This window comes from Kosmotoga sp. (assembly GCF_982836095.1).
Genome location: NZ_CEYIHJ010000008.1, coordinates 1 through 18,924, shown reverse-complemented (window position 1 = coordinate 18,924; position 18,924 = coordinate 1). Strand labels below are relative to the sequence as shown.

The 18,924-nt window shown below is 40.4% G+C and carries 18 protein-coding genes and 1 pseudogene; 14 read left to right on the top strand and 5 right to left on the bottom strand.

What is annotated here, in order from left to right:
- From deoA to panC, 14 genes and pseudogenes are all read left to right on the top strand, one after another.
- Nucleotides 1-385 (top strand): annotated as a pseudogene (deoA, locus tag AC3LHT_RS01375) (pyrimidine-nucleoside phosphorylase); the annotation flags it as partial.
- A 9-nt stretch (nucleotides 386-394) separates the two neighbouring features.
- Complete coding sequence (locus AC3LHT_RS01370; RefSeq protein WP_488661736.1) at nucleotides 395-2,077, top strand: phosphodiester glycosidase family protein; 1,683 nt, start codon at nucleotides 395-397, stop codon at nucleotides 2,075-2,077.
- A gap of 17 nt (nucleotides 2,078-2,094) precedes the next feature.
- Complete coding sequence (gene fusA, locus AC3LHT_RS01365; RefSeq protein ID WP_290644408.1) at nucleotides 2,095-4,164, top strand: elongation factor G; 2,070 nt, start codon at nucleotides 2,095-2,097, stop codon at nucleotides 4,162-4,164.
- 96 nt (nucleotides 4,165-4,260) lie between these two features.
- Nucleotides 4,261-4,539 carry a DUF503 domain-containing protein gene (locus AC3LHT_RS01360; RefSeq protein ID WP_290644406.1) on the top strand — a complete coding sequence of 93 codons (279 nt, stop codon included), beginning with the start codon at nucleotides 4,261-4,263 and terminating at the stop codon, nucleotides 4,537-4,539.
- Between the two features lie 17 nt (nucleotides 4,540-4,556).
- Entirely contained in the window at nucleotides 4,557-5,804 is a 1,248-nt protein-coding gene (locus AC3LHT_RS01355; RefSeq protein ID WP_290644404.1) for a hypothetical protein, read from the top strand.
- Entirely contained in the window at nucleotides 5,779-6,384 is a 606-nt protein-coding gene (gene yqeK / locus AC3LHT_RS01350) for a bis(5'-nucleosyl)-tetraphosphatase (symmetrical) YqeK (protein ID WP_290644402.1), read from the top strand. The genes AC3LHT_RS01355 and yqeK overlap by 26 nt, the downstream gene beginning before the upstream one ends.
- The gene (locus AC3LHT_RS01345; RefSeq protein ID WP_488661735.1) at nucleotides 6,359-7,075 is read left to right on the top strand and encodes a hypothetical protein; all 717 of its coding nucleotides are present in this window, start codon (nucleotides 6,359-6,361) and stop codon (nucleotides 7,073-7,075) included. The genes yqeK and AC3LHT_RS01345 overlap by 26 nt, the downstream gene beginning before the upstream one ends.
- A 6-nt stretch (nucleotides 7,076-7,081) precedes the next feature.
- Nucleotides 7,082-8,233, top strand: a complete 1,152-nt coding sequence (locus AC3LHT_RS01340; RefSeq protein ID WP_290667023.1) for an LCP family protein — start codon at nucleotides 7,082-7,084, stop codon at nucleotides 8,231-8,233.
- Nucleotides 8,230-9,333 (top strand): ABC transporter permease, encoded by a 1,104-nt coding sequence (locus tag AC3LHT_RS01335; protein ID WP_488661734.1) that lies wholly within the window; start codon nucleotides 8,230-8,232, stop codon nucleotides 9,331-9,333. Before AC3LHT_RS01340 ends, AC3LHT_RS01335 begins: the two co-directional genes overlap by 4 nt.
- Nucleotides 9,326-9,988, top strand: a complete 663-nt coding sequence (locus AC3LHT_RS01330; protein WP_290644394.1) for an ABC transporter ATP-binding protein — start codon at nucleotides 9,326-9,328, stop codon at nucleotides 9,986-9,988. Before AC3LHT_RS01335 ends, AC3LHT_RS01330 begins: the two co-directional genes overlap by 8 nt.
- Nucleotides 9,985-10,953 (top strand): GAF domain-containing protein, encoded by a 969-nt coding sequence (locus AC3LHT_RS01325; protein ID WP_488661733.1) that lies wholly within the window; start codon nucleotides 9,985-9,987, stop codon nucleotides 10,951-10,953. The genes AC3LHT_RS01330 and AC3LHT_RS01325 overlap by 4 nt, the downstream gene beginning before the upstream one ends.
- Nucleotides 10,954-11,035: 82 nt before the next feature.
- Complete coding sequence (locus AC3LHT_RS01320) at nucleotides 11,036-11,431, top strand: DUF3783 domain-containing protein (protein ID WP_488661732.1); 396 nt, start codon at nucleotides 11,036-11,038, stop codon at nucleotides 11,429-11,431.
- Nucleotides 11,379-12,287, top strand: coding sequence for a GNAT family N-acetyltransferase (locus AC3LHT_RS01315; protein WP_488661731.1), 909 nt, complete (start codon nucleotides 11,379-11,381; stop codon nucleotides 12,285-12,287). The genes AC3LHT_RS01320 and AC3LHT_RS01315 overlap by 53 nt, the downstream gene beginning before the upstream one ends.
- 13 nt (nucleotides 12,288-12,300) lie before the next feature.
- On the top strand, nucleotides 12,301-13,161 hold the full coding sequence (gene panC, locus AC3LHT_RS01310; RefSeq protein ID WP_488661730.1) for a pantoate--beta-alanine ligase: 861 nt from the start codon (nucleotides 12,301-12,303) through the stop codon (nucleotides 13,159-13,161).
- Here panC and AC3LHT_RS01305 read toward each other — a convergent pair.
- The 5 genes from AC3LHT_RS01305 to hslU form a co-directional block, all read right to left on the bottom strand.
- A complete protein-coding gene (locus tag AC3LHT_RS01305; protein ID WP_488661729.1) occupies nucleotides 13,158-14,246 on the bottom strand; it encodes a cyclic nucleotide-binding domain-containing protein in 1,089 nt (362 codons plus the stop codon). The genes panC and AC3LHT_RS01305 overlap by 4 nt on opposite strands.
- 50 nt (nucleotides 14,247-14,296) lie before the next feature.
- Nucleotides 14,297-15,520: an acetate/propionate family kinase gene (locus AC3LHT_RS01300; protein ID WP_488661728.1), complete on the bottom strand. Its 1,224-nt coding sequence runs from the start codon at nucleotides 15,518-15,520 to the stop codon at nucleotides 14,297-14,299.
- A 16-nt stretch (nucleotides 15,521-15,536) separates the two neighbouring features.
- Nucleotides 15,537-16,481, bottom strand: coding sequence for a class II fructose-1,6-bisphosphate aldolase (fba, locus tag AC3LHT_RS01295; protein WP_290644385.1), 945 nt, complete (start codon nucleotides 16,479-16,481; stop codon nucleotides 15,537-15,539).
- A gap of 184 nt (nucleotides 16,482-16,665) precedes the next feature.
- The gene (gene dprA / locus AC3LHT_RS01290; protein WP_488661727.1) at nucleotides 16,666-17,706 is read right to left on the bottom strand and encodes a DNA-processing protein DprA; all 1,041 of its coding nucleotides are present in this window, start codon (nucleotides 17,704-17,706) and stop codon (nucleotides 16,666-16,668) included.
- Nucleotides 17,707-17,708: 2 nt separating this feature from the next.
- On the bottom strand, nucleotides 17,709-18,924 hold a 1,216-nt coding region (gene hslU / locus AC3LHT_RS01285), incomplete at its 5' end, for an ATP-dependent protease ATPase subunit HslU (protein WP_488661726.1).

The window sequence follows — 18,924 nt, the reverse complement described above, 5'->3', positions numbered from 1 at the left end:
GAAGTTTGAAGAATTCGTTGAAGCACAAGGCGGGAACCCTGAAGTGGTCGATAAGCCAGAGCAAATTCTCCCAGCTTCACAGTATAAGTTTACCGTGGAAAGCCCTCAGAAAGGATTCATAAAAAGTATAGATGCCCAGGAAATAGGGATTTCTGCAATGGTGTTGGGTGCTGGGCGTGAAAAGAAAGGTGACAAGATTGATCCAGCTGTTGGCATTGAAATATTGAAAAAGGTAGGAGAAAGAGTAGAAGCTGGAGAACCGTTGGCTGTTATTTACACCAATGATGTGAACAGATATGAATATGCTAGAAAAAGATTGCTTGAGGCTTACAGCTTCTCAATGGATGAAGTTCCAAAACTTGAACTCATACATGAGATATTTTGAGGTTTGAAAATGTGGAAAAGTATTTTGATCACTATCATGATAATGCTCCTGTCAACATTAGCTCTTTCTAAAACTCTTGTATTCTCCTATGCAGGGAAGCTTTATCAGTTTTCCGAAGAAATGCTATTTAAGGACGGTTCCCGTAATTTTGTGTCAGTTGATTTTGTAGATGAAGTTTTGAAAGATAGCATAGTCTCATCATCTGCGAATGGAAAAGAACTTTTTATAATACTTCCAGGTGGAAAGATGCTATCTGTTTACGCGAACTCAGAGAAAGCTATTTTGGACTTCAATGAAACATTTGAACATGTGGTATTATCAAAAGGCTCAAAGATTTATCTCGATGCAAGTTTCATTTGTTACTTTTTAAATCTTTCACAAACCGAGACGGAGAGTAGCGTTATTTTCTATGATCAGCCTTTCAGGCTTATGAACATACAAAAAGGCACTGATAGTGTCATTTTTGAATTTGACAGACCTGTTCCTATGGGATTCATGAACTACTGGCATACAGAAACCGGGGCTCTGATTGTAACCTTCAAGCCCGTTGTATCGGATGATGTGAATATTGGCAGTGAATTTGAGGTTTATTCGGGCAAGCAAATGCTGAGATTTTTGTTAGATGGGAAAAGCGAGTGGTATCAGGCTTATCCTGTCTTTGACGGAAAACGGGTTATCATTCGTAAATCTTCCGGATGGGGGAGAGTATTATCAACTTCATCTGGTGAAAGTTATAAACTCAGCAGTGTCGAGGGAATAGTTTCCGGTAGAAAATTCGTGATTACCCTCCTTGAATTTGAGCCAGAGGCTTTCAAAATAGAACTAGCCTATGGAGGAAATGGGATTCCTTCTGTTAGGGATATACGGGACATTGCAGAGAAAAATGGTGCATTTGCAGTTATAAATGCGGGATATTTTGACCCATCTAACAATTTTCCAATTGGTTTGTTGGTAGATAAAGGCGAAATCGTTAGCCTCCCTTCTCTGGGCAGACCCATCTTTTTTGTTACCCGAGATGGGGAAATAGGGATTTCGAGAATGGATATCGAGCTATTTCTAAAAGTCAACGAGAGAAAGGTTAGAATTAAAGGTGTAAACACGCCTTATAAAGGAGAGCTTCTCGTTTACAATGATCATTTCAATGGTATTATTCCTTACTATGAGGACTTTACCTATTTGAACATAAAGAACGGCATTGTGGTTGGAAAAAGCTATAATGAAAGAGTTGAGAAAGGGACCTATACACTGTTGATTTCTCCAACAGGGCTTGAAAAAACCGGTGAAATAGATGTTGGACAGAAAGTTGAGTTTGAAACCTACAACAGCTATGGATATAACCTTGATTTTGCCGTAGAAGGAGGTCCCTTGATAATATCTAATGGCGATCCGGCAAGCGAATACGAAAGAAATTTTTATAATTCCTCCTTGCTGGATAACAGAGCACCCAGAACCTTTGTGGGAATAACTACACGCGGGTCGCTGGTTTTTATGGTTGTTGATGGGTATCAGTCAAGAAGCTATGGATTAAGTTTTAAAGAAATGATAGAATTTTTCTCGGACAAAAATTTTTCCAATTTGATGTGTCTGGACGGTGGGCGAAGTTCAGCGATCGTTGTCGGGGGTAAGTTGTTAAATTCCCCTTCTTCTGGAGCGCCTGTCCTTCCTGTTGCCATAATGATAGATTATAAGTAGTTTTGGAGGTGGAGTTTATGGACAAGATCAATCCCAAAGACAAACGAAACATTGTTCTTTTGGGTCATCATGGTTGTGGTAAAACCCATTTAATCGATTCCATTCTTTTTACTTCGGGGAAACTCGATCGAACAGGTGTATTCGTCACAGATACCGAAGAAGCTGAAAAAAACCGCAAAGCGAGCTTTTCTCTCGGTATTACCGGCTTAAGCCATAAAGGCGTGAGAATAAACTTGGTGGACACTCCGGGCATGGCAGAGTTCCATGCAGAAACAGTTAATGGTCTTTACTCTTCTGAGAATGTTTTGACAGTCATCAACGCTGTTTCTGGCATGGAAATAATGACAGAAAGATTCGGAAATATTGCCAAGGAACTGAACAAAAGCATAATGGTTTTCTTCAACATGTTGGACAAAGATCGTGCCGGTTACAAGGCCACTCTCGATGAAATCAGAGAAACTTTTGAAAGAACCCCTGTTTTGTTACAGCTTCCAATAGGGAGTGCTTCTGAACTCAAGGGTATAGTTGATCTCGTGGAAAACAAGGCATATATTTATGAAGGCGAAACCGGTAAATTCAATGTCGAAGATGTTCCAGCTGATCTCCAGAACGCCGTAGAAGAAGCTAGAACAAAGATGATAGAAGACGTAATCGAAACTGATGAAGCTCTGATGGAAAAATATTTTGAGGGAGAAGAAATCACCACCGATGAACTCAAGGAAACCTTGAGAAAGGCGTATGTTGAGAATCAGATTATCCCTGTGCTTCTTGGTTCCGCTATGAAAAACATAGGTATCAATCTCCTTCTTGACACTTTTGTATCATTGGGAAAAACACCCGAGGAGGCAGCGCCTTGGTCTGCTGAACTCGTAAATGGTGGAGAAATCTTGGTAGAGCCTTTAGAATCTGAACCTCTTGTGGGATACATTTTTAAATCTACCGTTGACCCATTTGTGGGGAAATTGACCTTCATTAAGGTCATTTCTGGTTCATTAAAACAGGGTGATTCTTTTATGGTTGTGGACCAGGATTCCACAGAAAAAGCTGGGCACTTACTGATAGTTGATGGCACAAAAGATATCGAACTCACAGAAGCCTCTCTTGGTGATATTGTTAAAATTGCCAAGCTGAAAAAGAGCGCTGTCGGAGACACCATCACACATAAAGACCGCCAATTAAAGCTTAAATTGCTTGATTGGCCAGAACCCATGTTGTCAAAATCTGTTCAGCCAAAATCCAAATCGGATATTGATAAAATTAGCAATGGTCTCTCAAGGCTGGCCGAATCAGATCCAACCTTTGTCTGGGAACACGATGCAGAAACTGGTGAGACTGTTATTTCCGGCCTTGGCAGTGTTCATCTCGATATCATGGTGGAAAGACTCAAGAAGCTATTTTCTGTGGATGTGGAAGTGGGAAAACCAAAGATAGCCTACCGAGAAACTATTAGAAGAAAAGTTACAGCAGAGTACAAGCACAAGAAACAGACTGGCGGTCATGGGCAATATGGACATGTTCAAATTGAAATAGAACCGCTGGAAAGAGGTGCCGGTTTTGAATTTGTTGATAAGATAGTTGGAGGCGTAATTCCCAAGAACTACATCCCGGCCGTTGAAAAAGGTATCAAAGAAGCGATGAAAAAGGGTGTTCTGGCCAGTTACCCTGTTGTTGACGTACGCGTTACCTTAGTTTATGGGTCATATCATGATGTTGATTCTTCTGACATGTCTTTCCAGATAGCTGCCAGCCAGGCATTCAAAAAAGGTATGCAGGAAGCTAACCCGGTTATCCTCGAACCAATTATGGATGTGGAAATATTTGTCCCGGACGAAAATGCTGGTGATGTAATGGGCGAAGTTACTTCTCGAAGAGGCAGACCCATGGGAATGGAATCCGTTGGTAAGGGTATTAGTAAGGTCATCGCACAGGTTCCATTGTCAGAAATGCTTGATTTCTCCAGTAAATTGAGTTCAATAACCAGTGGTAGAGGGTACTTTACCATGAAATTTGCTGGCTATCAGGAAACACCACCTGATATTCAACAAAAGGTCATTGTGGAAAGACAGCGAGAATTGGAAGAAGAATAAGCTTACTAAAAAGAGGGGGCTTGAGCCCCCTCTTTTCATTTTTAAGACCATGAACTGTGAAAGAATTCTATTAGTCTGAAGTAAGAAGGGGATATTATGCACTTTGGATACAAAAGCTATGTGATAAAACTCTACGGAATAAGATCTTTAAAAGAAAAAAGAAGCATTTCAAAAAGATTGCAAAATGAGTTAAAAAAATCCTTCAATGCATCAGTTATAGAAAGTGGCAAGCATGATTCAAAAAACTGGCTGGAAATTTCAGCCGGAATGATTGCAAATTCAAAAGGCGAGCTGGAATCACTTTTCCAATGTATTGAAAAGAGGATTTCCGAAAACGGATTCGATATCATTGAAGTAACCACAGAAATCTGGTAAATCAAGGAGGTGGGGATATGAAAAAGGCAACAGTGCTGCTGATTGTTTTCTTACTTTTAACTGTGTTACTCCAAGCTAAAGAGAAGCTGTATGTCTTCAACAATTTTGTGGTTTTAGTGGGCGACGCAACGCCTTCAACAGAAACTTTTACCATTGAAGCTCCGATTAATGCTAAATTAGAATGGCAAAACTTTCTCGCAACTGGATTACCTCAAGAAACTCAAATCGCTTACAAAAGGAAAGACGATCTTGAAAGTTTATACAAAAAGAATTTAAGGAAAAATATCCGCTTTAGATTTTCATGGGGTGAAGAAAAGGAATTGTATTTGATTTCTACAACGCCGGTGCTAAAGGATATGAAGAGTGGAGCGATTTACTACAAACCCGAAGGATATCCCATCTTTCCGGAAACGGAATTTAGTTCTGTGGACAAATTTATCCTTCACTTTCCAAAATCCCCGGAAAGCAGAATTTTCTATTCATACGTTATTACAAACGGAGGCTGGAATGCTAGCTACATGATTAGATTTGATGAAGTGAGTATGATAACTGGTTATATGAGTCTTAATCTTGATTTTGATCCTGGGCAAAGAGAATGCTATGTTGTAGCCGCCGACATTCCTGAACCCAATATCAATCAGGTTGTAAGAGGGCTTTATAAAGCGGAAGCACTGAACTTTGCCGCATCACCTGAGGGAAAGTCCCCGGATTTCATCTTCTATCGGTTGCCTGTCATTCCATTGGAAGGTGGCGCGAAGATTGCTTTCCTTTCAGAAGAGATAACACCGATAAAAAGGTATGTATATCGTCCCAGCTTCCTTGGTTCTTTTACAGGGGTTTCTATTGACTATGAAATCAAAAACCTTCCTTTCGATTTACCAGCTGGGACTGTGCAGCTTTTTGATGGAGATAGGTATTCAGGTTTTACTTCTATAACCACACATGTTAAAGGAGAGGTACTGAATTTAACCAACGTTGCAAAGTCGCTTGAAGTCACGGCGAAATCGAAAGATGCATTTATCGGAAAAAGCTATAACGCTTTGAAGTATCGTAGAGTTTACATATTGAAAAATACCGATAGCGAGTCACATGAAGTTACAATTTCAGATGTTCTTCCATTGGGAACGATAAAATATGTTCTATATGTAAATGGAATTGAGAAAGAGCTAAAAATAAATGAGGGAGGCGATTTTGAGGTTACTATCACCGTTCCTGACAAAGGTGAGGTGACAATAACCCTTGAGTATTCAGTTCCAAAAAGTTGAGAAGCTGAAAATCATTGCACAAGCGCTTTGTAGAAGCAATCGGATAAAACATATACTGGGTGTTGAGAAGCTCATCGTAAAATTGGCTGACGTTTATAACCTCGATAAAACTTCTTGTCGTATGATGGCTTTGGGACACGATCTCTTCCGGGATATTGATGGAAGAATTCTTCTGAACATGGCTAATAGCTTTAACTATACCTTTAACAAGCTGGAGGCGGAAAAGCCGGTTCTGCTTCATGGAAAATTAGCAGCCCTATACTTGAAAAGGGTATTTAATGTTAACGACGAAATCTTCAAGGCTGTTTTTTGGCATGTTTCTGGACATCCAGATCTTTCTAACTCTGCTAAAGCCTTGCTTATAGCTGACATGGCAGAGGAGAACAGAACATTCCCGGAGGCATCCTTAATTCGAAAAAATGCCTTTGACAATCTGGAAAAAACCTACGCAGCCGTGATAAGATTAAAGATGAGCTGGGCATTGAAAAGTAATCAGTTTATCTTACCGGAGACAGTGAATACCTGGAATCGGCTATTGCTTGGGGGTGTTTTGATTGGCAACTATAAGAATTCGCAATAAGAAAAGCAGAAGTAGTTATGGTATTATGATTGCCCTTGTTGTGGTTTTAGTGCTTGTAATTGGCGCTGCTTATTTTTATTTCCAGATATCTGTCATACGAAACAGTGAAGAATTTCAGGCAAAGAAAATAGATTACTTGATTCATGTTGATGCTGAAAATCCGTTTTATATTCTCATACGGAATAAGAAAGATTATGGCACTGTAATCCTCGAGCTACCTGAATATCTTGCTCTTGAGCCGCTTGAAAAAACGTTAAGCGGGAATTCTCTTAATGAAACCAAGAAATTGATAGATAGCTGGCTGGGTATAAGCAGCGATGAATATTACTACTGGGAAACAGATCAAAAGGGTATCAAAGAACTTGCTTTGAAATTCGGGTTGAATACGGACAATTACCAGGAATTGCTTGACAGACTCTCGAGAAGAGGATTGGAATTCTTTGATTATTGGAAATTGAAAAGTTATGTAGATACAATTTTAGAGCGTGACAGTGATGCAAGTATTTCAAAAGCTGGATTTGCTGCAATTTTACAACGGCTGAGCGAAAGCAGCCTGAAATATTTCAAAGTCTCTACCATTACCCAATACCCAATAGAAATCAGGACATCCCTTTCGGAAAGCCCTGTTAAGAAGCTGTATCTTGAAGAAAAATCGCTTGAAGATCTCATGGCGCTTTTTGCGGAGTGGTAATGGTAAATGCCTTTGAAAAAGGGATTGATTTCTCTCATAGCGATATTGTTGCTTCTTTCGATTTTTTCTCTTCAGCTTATTGCATTTGATGTTTTTACCCGCTTCAAAGAGGCTGAAGGCACAGGTTTTTTCTTGCTTCTTGGTACTGATTCTGGCGGGAAAAATTCGATAGGAGGGAGAACGGATTTTATCCTTGCTCTGAAGTCAGGAGAAGCCGGATTGGAAGCTCTCAGAATTCCTAGAGATACTCTTGTTTCCTGGGATGGAAAAGAAATGAAGATAAATGCGTTGCTAAATCGATTTGGAATAGAAGCCATGAAAAAGAGTGTTGAAAGCATAGTAAAGGGAAGTTGCTTTGGCTATATGGTTTTAGATTATTCTACTGTGGTCAAATTAACTGATTTCGTTGGTCCAGTAGAAGTTGAAATCACAAAGCCCATGCACTATGACGATTATCAACAGAATCTACACATACATTTCGATCCTGGTATTTATCACCTTGCGGGAAATGAACTTTTAGGATATCTAAGATACCGATACGATGCTTCAGGAGATATAGGTAGGATTGACCGTCAAAAGGATGTTATGGAAAAGCTACTAAATAACTTTCGAGAGTTATCATTTTCGGGCATGTTCAAGACAGCAGTATTTTTTGCAAGGAACACCCGAATGGAGTTTGATTTTGTACATGCCCTTAGTTTTGCAAGTAATCTTCTGAATAATGGTTTTTCAATTTCTTTTAGAACACTTCCCTATCGTCTCGATGAGGAAGGCAACATAATAATCTCCGAAGAAGCAAATGAAAAAGTGAACGAAGTGAAAGTACTTGTTATAAACAATATCCCCGGGTTCAGATCCTTTGCTGAGATCGTCAAAGGGCAATGGCTCAAAAGAACAGGTTTGCATGTGGATACAATTGACGAATACCTTCACATACGAGATGTTGCTTCACAAGAAACCGTTATATTCATAAACAATCCTGCTGATGAAATAATAAAATTCTTCGGAGCTGCACATCCTCTGCACAAACCACGGGTATTCAGGACATATCAGCTTCAAGGAGTGAGAGAATATTACTCACTTCTGGATGTGTATTCCAAGAATAGATATTATATTTCCGATTATGACTATATTGTCTTGCTTGGGAGTAGGAAATGAGAAAATTGTTGCTTGCCGGGAAACTCGCAAAGAGCTTTGCGTTTAAGGAAAAAAAGCATTTTGTAATACCCGTAATTGCTATCGGAATTGGGTTTGCGGGGCTTATTGTCATTCTCTCAGTAATACACGGTTTTGATGCTTTGTTGTTGGATTCATTAACAGGCTTTTTCCCCCATTTACTTGTAGATAGCACTTCAAAGCCTGCTGACGATATAGATGGAATTTCCCGGATATTTCATCTTGAATTGTCAGAAGGCGTCATATCCATGGGAGGAAAATTCAAAGGGGTAATCGTCTATACCACGGATGCAGAAGGTCTGGGATTTTTTTCCCGCTTTGTGCTTTCCGGTGAGCCCCCAGAAGATGGTGAGATATTGATTGGCTCAGCACTTTCAGAATCGTTGGGACTTAAACCCGGAGATGCTGTGCAAATGACATGGAGCGTAATTAACCGTCCCTTTTCACGTCGAGTAATTGTATCGGGTATTTTGAAAACAGGGGTTTATCAATTTGACTCGAATATCTGTATCGCCAATGACAACAGCAGTAACGGCTTGTGGGCGATATATCTTAACGATCCCAGGCAGGCCAACAGGGTGAAAGAAGAGCTTGGCAAAAAGATTGCTGGCAATATCTACACCTGGACGGAGTTAAACGAAAGTTTTGCGAAAGCTGTGAAGGTGGATGAGTTTTTTGCACTTGTAATAACGCTTTTTGTGGTTCTTTTGTCGGGTTTCGGAATAATGAATGCCATACTCTATTCTGTCTTAACCAGAAGGCATGAAATCGGGATATTGAGTTCATTGGGATTGTCTCCTGGCTATATAGCCTTTGTATTTTGGATGCAGGCTGTAATAGTCTCTATTGTTGGCCTGCTGCTCGGCAGTATCATTGGAGGAGTATCTTTGCTGATTATTTCGGGTGTCAAGGTGCCATTGCCTGAGGAGGTTTTTTATGCAACTTACCTACCTGTCAAATTCAGCTGGTCAGATTTTCTGTTAGCGCTTATCTTTGAGTTCGTATTGATAACCATCTTTTCGTTGATTCCTGCAAGGCATGCTGGAAAAGTCGATCCCATGGAGGTATTGAGATATGAGTGACGCTGTACTTGAAGCCCGAAAAGTCGTTCATTCTTATGGTCAGGTAAATGTTCTCAGGGGGCTTGATTTTACAGTGGATTCACCCGAAATCTGTGGTATTTTCGGTAAGTCAGGCTCTGGAAAGTCAACTCTAATCGCTATACTTGCCGGTTTGATGAAGCCGGTTTCAGGCGATATCTTTGTAGATAGCAATAAGGTATATGAATCCTTCCGGTCGATGCTTTCTATGAGAAAGCGAATGGGAATAGTTTTTCAACTCAGGAACCTACTCAAAGAGCTAACGGTTGAGGATAATCTAAAAGTCGCTTCTTTGGCTAGAGGGCAGGAAATAAAGTCTGAGGAAATCAATGAATTACTATCGACAATGGGAATATCTCAGCTAATATACCGTTATCCTTCAGAATTGTCAGTTGGAGAACAGCAAAGAGTGGCAATAGTACGTGCCCTTGTTGGAAAGCCAAAGATTGTATTTGCAGATGAACCCACTGGCAGCGTAGATGAAGATAACAAGAAGGGGATACTTAGGCTTTTTCGCAAAATTACAGAACGTAGAGTTCCAATAGTGCTTACCAGCCATGATGCTGAAACTCTGAATATCTGTGACAAGGTTTTCGAACTCAAAAATGGCTTGTTGAAGGAGGTTCTAATAACGTGAGAAGCATACTTAGAGATTTTTCTGAAGAGTTTTTCAAAATCCTCAGCTTTCCAAAGGAAAAATGGTTCTCCTTTTGGTTGGAATACAGAAAAGATCATCCCAGAATATGGGAAGAGTATCTCATGAAAAACTGCATGAGTGAGAGAGACGTTGAGAAGACACTCGCGGGTATGGAACGAAGAGAACTCGATTACCTTCATCAAAGATGGCTTTCATTGGGATCTGAAGTAAAGAGTACGGTATTGAAAAACCTCAAAAATCTCTCTGGTTTTCTTGAACTGTCCAGAGAAGATTTTGTGGTTTTCCTCATGGTGGCTTTTGGCAAAACAGAGAGTATAGTTGTTCCCACATCTCGCGGGCATGTAGTTATGATAGATCTGCTTTCCTTGAGCAGAAAAGGCATGCTCGATTCCGTTGATGATTTTATCATCGAGAAAATGAAGGAGTTTAAAACATATAGGGAATACATGGTTTCTAAAGATACCGATGAAGAGGAAAAGGTAGAGAAGTTCAAAAAACTTTTTACTTTATTGCAATCAGCCCTGAACCCTCTTTCAGGGGAAGAAGCGCTGAGAGAGGTAGTAAAGCTTCTCGATCACTATGTTGAATACTATAATTGGACGGGCTTCTATCTCGTCAGCTCAAAGAAACAGCTGGAACTTGGCCCATTTATTGGAGAGCCAACTGAGCATGTGAAAATAAAATTCGGCCAGGGCATATGCGGTCAGGCTGCGGAGTCGAAGGAAATCTTTGTGGTTCCAGACGTCAGTAGAGAGAAAAATTACCTGAGTTGCAGTGATAAGACGAAATCCGAAATCGTGGTTCCCATTATTGATATGGGAAACATTATCGGTGAAATAGACATAGATAGCCATCACATAGACGCCTTTTCAGCAGTCGATGAAGAGTTCCTGGAAAAGATATGCGAGTTTCTGGTTAAAAGTGAAAAGTTGAAAAGGCAGTAGTTGTTTTTAACCATATAGTTTTGTTAATACTAACAGCATGGTAAAATTGTGGTGATTTCGGTGTTTATGAAGGAGTGATCACATGAGATCAGGGACTCCCGTGGTTCTATTTTACACAGAGTCTGAAGAGGAAAAGAGAATTGCTGAAAAGTTTTTCATAAATTACCAAACAAGGGATTGCACTGGTTTGGAAGAAGAAAAGCTTTATTCTGTTATAACTGGAAAAACCGGAAATTCCAAATCTCAAAAGCTGGATTTGAGAGGTTATTCTTTTATGATTTTCCATAACATTGAAAGCAAGGAAATACCCGAAATATTGAAACATTTTCGGAAAGTATCCAAGAGTAACTGGATATTTGCTACTACAACAGAAAATAATTTAAGTTGGACTCTGAAAGACCTTTTCCATGAACTTGTTGAAGAGCATGAAAACATGCATAAATACAATAACTCTTCAAGGAAAGGCAGAAAGGCGTGATCTGGTTATGAAAAAGCAGTATGTGACAATCGAGGAAATATCACGTATTGAGCTTCTTAATGTTATGAATGAAGCCTTCAGCGATTATGTCCTAAACTTCCACTGGAATCTTGAAAGCCTTGAAAGAGATCTGGTTGAAAATGCCATTTCCATGAAAGATTCAGCGGTCCTCAGGATTTCGGGGAAAGATATCGGCTTTTTTTTGGTGGGATTTAGAGAGAATACCTGCCGTATAGGTCTCATGGGAATGCTGAAGAAATTCAGAGGAAGTGGTTTTGGACTGGAAATTCTGGATAAAATTGTAGAAGGTTGTAAATGGAAAAACATCAGCAAAGTGATTCTTGAAATCCCAGAAATGGATCTTGTATCTCAGAAATTCTATGAAAGATATGGGTTCAGAATAAGCAGGAAATTGATTTCCTTTTACAAGACTTTGCCTGCCAATGAAGATTTGAGCCTATCTCTTGAACCGCTGCCCTTCAAAGAAGTACAGGATATGGCGATGCGCATTTCGGGAGAATATCATCGAAAACACAACTGGTACAATGATCCAAAAGCACTATCTTATCTAACAAAATACAACAATTTTTCGGGGATCAAAAACGATGATGAATTATTGGGATATTGTATTTGGAGCCACAAAGATGAATTTGCATATGTACTGGATTTTGGTCCTGCAGCGGGAGTTGACTACAACGAGCTTGTTGAATATTTGGAACGTGCATTTGGTGGAAGTTATGATAAGCTTCTCTTACCGTGGATACCTGAGGATGATGTCATCTTCACTATGTTATCGAAGAAAGACTTTGAGAGGATAGCTGTTCAGAAGGAAATGGAACTTCGCTTAGCTCACTGAGAGGGTGATTCCTGTGGAAATCATTAGAACGGTGCATGAAATGAAAGCCACAGCATTAGAACTTCTTTGCAGGGGTGTTACCCATGGTTTGGTGCCAACGATGGGCTATCTTCATGAAGGGCATCTCTCTCTTGTGAAAAAGGCAAGAGAAGACAATGATATTGTCACAGTAAGCATATTTGTGAACCCGACCCAGTTTGGCCCCAATGAGGATTATGGCAATTATCCACGGAATGAAAAACGTGACCTTTCATTTCTCATGGAGCTTGGAGTCGATTATGTATTCATTCCAACGGTTGAAGAAATGTATGAAACTGGCCATTCCACTTTTGTAGAGGTTGAAAATTTGACCAAAGGACTTTGTGGTGCGAGAAGGCCCGGTCATTTTCGCGGTGTTGCTACCGTAGTAACCAAATTGTTCAATATAATCATGCCTACAAGGGCTTACTTTGGACAAAAAGATGCCCAACAGTTCCGGGTTATTAGAAGAATGGTGAGGGATCTCAACATTTCTGTGGAGCTTGTTGAGATGCCGATAGTTCGAGAATCTGATGGACTGGCGATGAGTTCGCGAAATGTTTACCTTTCTCCTCCCGAACGGATTCAGGCACCTTTCATACACAAAGCTTTACTAAAAGCGGTGGAGCTTGTAAGAAAGGGGATTACCGACACTCATACGATCAAAACTGAAATGATAAAAACACTGAGTAAAGGGGATTTGATCAATATAGACTATATTGAAATAGTCGACGAGCAAACACTGGCTCCAGTAGACGATTTGAAAGAAGCGAAAAGTGGTAAGGTAATCCTCGCAGTCGCGGCTTATCTTGGTAAAGCCAGGCTTATTGACAATGAGATTGTTAAAGTGCTTTAGTCTTTACCAAGCAACTCTTTTTCATACAAAAGTAAATATTTGAGTAGCTCCACTCCCACATCTGGAAGTTCAAATATAGAAATTTTGAAAAACTCCTTACGGTCGATTGCTATCAGTTTTGCCCCGGCTTTTCCAATTAGTGCTGAGTCAGCCTTTGAACCAGTTAAAATGTGAAGTTCGCCAAAGGTGGCACCTTGTGGAATTGCTGTTAGTTTGAAGAACTTGCTTCCATGTTGCTTGATTACCCAAAGTTCGCCTTCAATCACGTAGTATATTTTATTGAGCGGAACTCCCTCTTCGACAAGAGGGGTGTCCTCTTCGAAAAAAGTAATTTTGTTCTCATTAGCATTGATGATTTTATTGTAAAAGGTTTTAGGATAGATTGGTACACCCTTTGTCAATATATAAGCAGTTTCGTTTAGTTCAAAAACACTGAAAAGTTTTCTCACATAGTCCGAAACTACATCTTTTGAATTATCCAGTAAGCTTGTTAATAGCTCAGCAGCGGAATTATAATTTGAAAGGTTTAGTTCAGCAAGGGCCAGAAACAATTTTACGGGTCTTGAAAGAAGAGAATTTTGGTATTGATTCAGATAGCACCTGAAATTATGAGCTGCGTTGGTAAAATCCTTCTTTTGGAGATATTTCACAGCTTTCCTGTATAGAGGCTTTTCGCCAAAAAGGAGTGGTGGATATTTGTTGAGCAGAGCCTGTCTTTTAGATATCAAAATTGCCGTTACTTCCTCCATTGATTGAAGCTTATCGCTTAATTCTTCGCCAAAATAAGGCAGCTCCTCAACGGCTTTTAACAGCGCTCTCTGCAGGAGTTTTGGATTTTTCTTGATGAATTCCAATATCTCTTCGATCGACCCGGCAATCAGCGATGTAGCTCCAACGGCATAAACATCACCTGTACACTTTCTAGATACTATACTCACAGGGTCTATTAGGTCACCAGCAATAAAAATGCGGTCAATACCATTGCGTTTCAAAATAGCGCCACCAGATTGGATAATATAAGCAGTAGAAGTTTCCTGCCCTAAGTGGACGATTTTTTCATCAGGGTCGAATTTGACTTCTTTCACAAAGACAGCTCCTTTTCTAGAATAAGTGACACCCCTAGGGGTGTCACTTATTACCAGAGATTGAGTTCATCAAGGTTTTTTTCGACAATCTCCGCTGTATCTCTTGCAATAACCAGCTCTTCATTTGTAGGCACTATGAGTACCTTCACTGTTGAATCGGGAGTCGAAATGAGTTTTTCGCAAGCCTTGCAGTCATTCGCTTCTTCATCGAGTTTTATCCCCAAATATCCGAGATATTTGTCTACCACATTTTTCCTAAGATAAGGGCTATTTTCTCCAACACCAGCGGTAAAGGAGATTGCATCTACGCCGTTCATTGCAGCAGCATAAGCACCAATGTATTTTGCAATTCTGTATTCGTATATATCATGAGCAAGCCTACAGATTTCATCACCAGCAATTGCTCCGTCTTCAATTTCCCTCATGTCACTATACTTTCCACGTGTTAAGCCAAGCATGCCGCTTTTCTTGTTGAGTATTTCTGTAATTTCCTTGGGCGATAAACCTTCTTGTTCCTGGAGAAAAGGAACAATTGCAGGGTCGATATCGCCTGATCTGGTACCCATTACTAAACCTTCCAAAGGGGTAAAGCCCATGGAAGTATCCACAGATTTTCCGTATTTCACTGCAGCAATGGAAGCACCATTTCCCACATGAACAGTGATGATCTTTAGTTCTTCAATGGGTCTTTCGAGTATGACAGCAGTCCTTGCGGCAACATAACGATGGCTTGTGCCATGGAAACCATAGCGTCTTATTTTGTACTTTTCGTAATAGTTGTAAGGAATAGCATAAAGATATGCTTTCGGATCCATTGATTGATGGAAGGCAGTATCAAAAACAGCCACTTGCGACGCATTTGGTAAAAGCTCCATCGTTGCTTTTATTCCTTGGATATTTGGCGGGTTGTGCAAAGGTGCCAAAAAAGCGTTGGCTTCTATTTCCTTGATGACTCTGTCATTGATTCTCACAGAAGATGCAAAGAGCTCGCCACCATGGACGACTCTATGACCCACAGCATCGATTTCAGATGTGTCTTTGATCACACCAAGTTTTTCGTCCGTAAGCGTTGAAATGATAAGGTTAAGTCCTTCTTTGTGGTTAACAACATCTTCATCTATTTCGTATTTTTCGGACCCCTTTTTGTGTTTCAACCTTGAACCCGATATACCTATTCTTTCAAGAAGGCCTTTCGCAAGAACGGTTTCATTATCCATTTCTAGCAGCTGATACTTAATCGATGAAGAGCCACAGTTGATTACCAATATTTTCACAAAGCACACCTCCAGGTCAGGCTTTATTTGAACAACCAAGTAACCTCATTCTTTCTCTTATCAGTTTCTTCACATATTCCTTTGGTACTTTGAAGTATTTTCGCGGGTCAAATTCTGTGGGATTTCCAGCGAGGAATTCTCTTAATCCAGCTATGAAAGCCATTCTCAAATCCGTATCAGTGTTCACTTTGTTTATACCATATTTCACCGTCTCTTTCAGTATTTCTGAAGGGACACCCCTGGCACCCTTAAAGCTTGCACCATATTCTTCAGCCAGTTTCACAATATCTTGTGGGACACTGGAAGCTCCATGTAGCACAAGTGGTATCCCGGTGCGTTCTTTTACCTTCTTAAGCCTGTCATAATCAAGCTTTGCTTCGCCCTTGAATTTGAAAGCGCCATGGCTTGTGCCAATAGCCGGTGCAAGGAAATCAACACCTGATTTTTCAACGAATTCCACGGCTTCATCAGGATCTACAAGAGCTGCCTCATGGGCGTCAACCACGACGTTATCTTCTATTCCTACAAGCCTGCCAAGCTCAGCTTCAACAGAAACATCGACACTGTGAGCAATCTCCACGATTTTCTTTGTCATACTGAGATTTTCTTCAAAAGCATACTCTGAAGCGTCAATCATCACCGAAGAATACCCCGCTTTTATAGCTGCTACAATGTATTCAAAATGTTTTCCATGATCAAGATGGAGCGCAACAGGTATATCTATGCTATCAGCATATTCTCTTACCATATCAACAAAGAGTTTAGCTCCTCTCATGATATTCCCATTTCCCGCGTATTTGATTGCACCTTCTGATGTTTCAATGATCACGGGTGCTCTTTCTTCAAGGCCAGCCTCGATAATAGCTTGAAGAAATTCAAGATTATTGATGTTCAAAGCGGGAACTGCATAAAATTCCTGACTTGCCTTCTCAAGAATATCCTTTGTATTCACATATGGCATAAATACATCCCTCCTATGTAGTAATCAGTTTAAAATTGTATAGTGTTTCACAAATCCCGCTAATCAACGATTAGCCAATATGAAAATTTCACTTAATCCAGTGCGAGATATTTTTTGCGCTGTTCTAAGTGGATTTCATGGTATTCACGATAAGATTATAACACCGGAAATACGCTTTCACATATTATGATGGCGAAAACCGCCAAAGGCCTTGCGCTTCTGTGATAAGGCCTCTAAGCTGCAAATCTAACAGCTCTTCCATGAGTTGCCCGTATTCAAACCCCGTTAGAACGAGGAGTTCGTTGAAATCCTTTGGACTATCTCTTAAAAGATTCAGAACAACAGAATCAGAATTTTCTATCTTTGGCTTTTCTTCAATGACTGGAGTAAATCCAGGAAATTCTTCGAGGATATCAGCGAGTTCGGTTACCGGCTTAGCCCCGTTTTTTATCAACCAGTTTGTTCCTTCGGAGTTCCTTCGGGTTATGTCACCGGGGATGGCTAAAACCTCTCTGCCATTTTCAAGAGCAAGTCTTGCAGTGATTAAAGAGCCGCTTCTAATTGTTGCTTCAACTATAACAGCAACTCTGGAGAGCCCAGCGATAATTCTATTGCGCCTGGGGAAGTTTTGTTTCATAGGTGGCGTTCCAGGTAAGAACTCGCTTATGATGCAGCCTTTTTTGAGTATTTTATGGAATAATTCTCGGTTGCTTGAGGGATAAACAATGTCAATTCCGGTTCCGAGCACAGCAATAGTTTTACCGCCAGCATCAAGGCATCCTCTATGAGCACAAGCATCGATACCCGCAGCCAGGCCGCTGATGATTACAAATCCCTTCTCGCCAAGCTCTTTCGAGAATTGCTTAGCAATGCTTGTCCCATACGAGGTGGCTTTTCTTGAACCAACAACAGCTATCGTGCCGTCTTCAAAAAGTAGCTTTTCATTACCCTCAAAGAAAATAACTGTTGGAGGCGCATTGATATTTCTGAGATATTCGGGGTAATTATCCTGAATATAAACGAGCAGGTTCTCTTTATACTTTATGAGTACTTTCTCGACGGCTGAAACCGATGCTACCGCTTTCTTCTGCTTATATTCGGGAAGAAAGGGTATCCTGCTTTTCAACAATTCATTTAAGCTTATACCCTCGGCTATGATGCTGTTCATCTCATTTACGGAAAAATCGCCAGAAAGTGATATCAACGCGTATTCCAATGCTTCCATTTTTACAATATAAAGGCACTTAAGTCCTCATTCTCCGCTATGTCTTTGATTCTGGAGTTTACGTATTCCCTGTCTATGATTAGACTTTTCGTTTCCGTATCTGGAGCGTTATAGGAAATCTCTTCGAGAACTTTTTCGACAACTGTGTACAATCGTCTGGCACCAATATTTTCAAGCTTCTCGTTGAGCGAATAAGCAACATGTGCGATTTCTCTAAGCCCGTCGTCAGTGAAGCTCAACTCTACCCCTTCTGTCTGAAGGAGATATTTGTATTGCTTTATGATGGCATTTTTGGGTTCGGTAAGAATACGGTAAAAATCGGCCTCCGTAAGTGCGTTTAGTTCAACCCTTATTGGGAACCTTCCTTGAAATTCCGGAATCAAGTCTGAAGGTTTCCCGACATGGAAAGCACCAGCGGCAACAAACAATATGAAATCGGTTCTGACAGGTCCGTATTTTGTATTGATAGTTGTACCTTCAATTATCGGTAGCATGTCACGCTGGACACCTTCACGAGAAACATCAATACCACCTTTCCCACTTCTGGAAGTAACTTTGTCTATTTCATCGATGAAGATAATCCCGCGATTTTGCACTCGTTCAATGGCTTCAGAAATGACTTTATCCATATCAAGTAACCTTTCAGATTCGATGGGCAAAAGAAGTTTTCGTGCTTCTGAAATTTTGACTCTCTTTTTTTTCTTTTTCTTCGGCAGCATTCCCCCGAGAATGTTCGACATATCGATTCCCATATCTTCCATTCCGGGAATCATTACCATAGATTGCCCACGCTCTTCCATCTCTATCTCAATTTCAAAATCCTCGAGCGTTCCTTGTCTTAATTTTTCGCGATATTCTTCTCGTTTACGCCTTATTCTTTCTACTTCATCAGCCGAAGGACGTTGTTGTGGAGTTCCCTGGAAGAGCTCGAAAATGTTTCGTGGTTGTTGGCCTTTGGGTTTAGCACCTGGAACTAACGCATCAAGTATTCTCTCTTCTACAAGAAATTTTGCCTTTTCCTCGACGCCTTTCATTTTTTCTGTTTTTACCATATTGACGCCAGCGTCGACCAGTTCTCTTATCATCGAATCCACATTTTTCCCTACGTAACCAACCTCGGTGAACCGGGTTGCCTCAACCTTTATAAAAGGTGCACCAGAAAGTTCAGCTAGTCTTCTTGCAATTTCAGTTTTTCCAACACCTGTGCTTCCAATCATG

Excerpts from the sequence above, each read along its gene's own strand:
- fusA (WP_290644408.1), top strand. The coding sequence starts at position 2,095 with ATGGACAAGATCAATCCCAAAGACAAACGAAACATTGTTCTTTTGGGT.
- AC3LHT_RS01330 (WP_290644394.1), top strand. The coding sequence starts at position 9,326 with ATGAGTGACGCTGTACTTGAAGCCCGAAAAGTCGTTCATTCTTATGGT.
- fba (WP_290644385.1), bottom strand. The coding sequence starts at position 16,481 with ATGCCATATGTGAATACAAAGGATATTCTTGAGAAGGCAAGTCAGGAA.
- AC3LHT_RS01320 (WP_488661732.1), top strand. The coding sequence starts at position 11,036 with ATGAGATCAGGGACTCCCGTGGTTCTATTTTACACAGAGTCTGAAGAG.
- AC3LHT_RS01370 (WP_488661736.1), top strand. The coding sequence starts at position 395 with ATGTGGAAAAGTATTTTGATCACTATCATGATAATGCTCCTGTCAACA.
- AC3LHT_RS01335 (WP_488661734.1), top strand. The coding sequence starts at position 8,230 with ATGAGAAAATTGTTGCTTGCCGGGAAACTCGCAAAGAGCTTTGCGTTT.
- dprA (WP_488661727.1), bottom strand. The coding sequence starts at position 17,706 with ATGGAAGCATTGGAATACGCGTTGATATCACTTTCTGGCGATTTTTCC.
- AC3LHT_RS01355 (WP_290644404.1), top strand. The coding sequence starts at position 4,557 with ATGAAAAAGGCAACAGTGCTGCTGATTGTTTTCTTACTTTTAACTGTG.
- AC3LHT_RS01360 (WP_290644406.1), top strand. The coding sequence starts at position 4,261 with ATGCACTTTGGATACAAAAGCTATGTGATAAAACTCTACGGAATAAGA.
- AC3LHT_RS01340 (WP_290667023.1), top strand. The coding sequence starts at position 7,082 with ATGCCTTTGAAAAAGGGATTGATTTCTCTCATAGCGATATTGTTGCTT.
- AC3LHT_RS01315 (WP_488661731.1), top strand. The coding sequence starts at position 11,379 with ATGAAAACATGCATAAATACAATAACTCTTCAAGGAAAGGCAGAAAGG.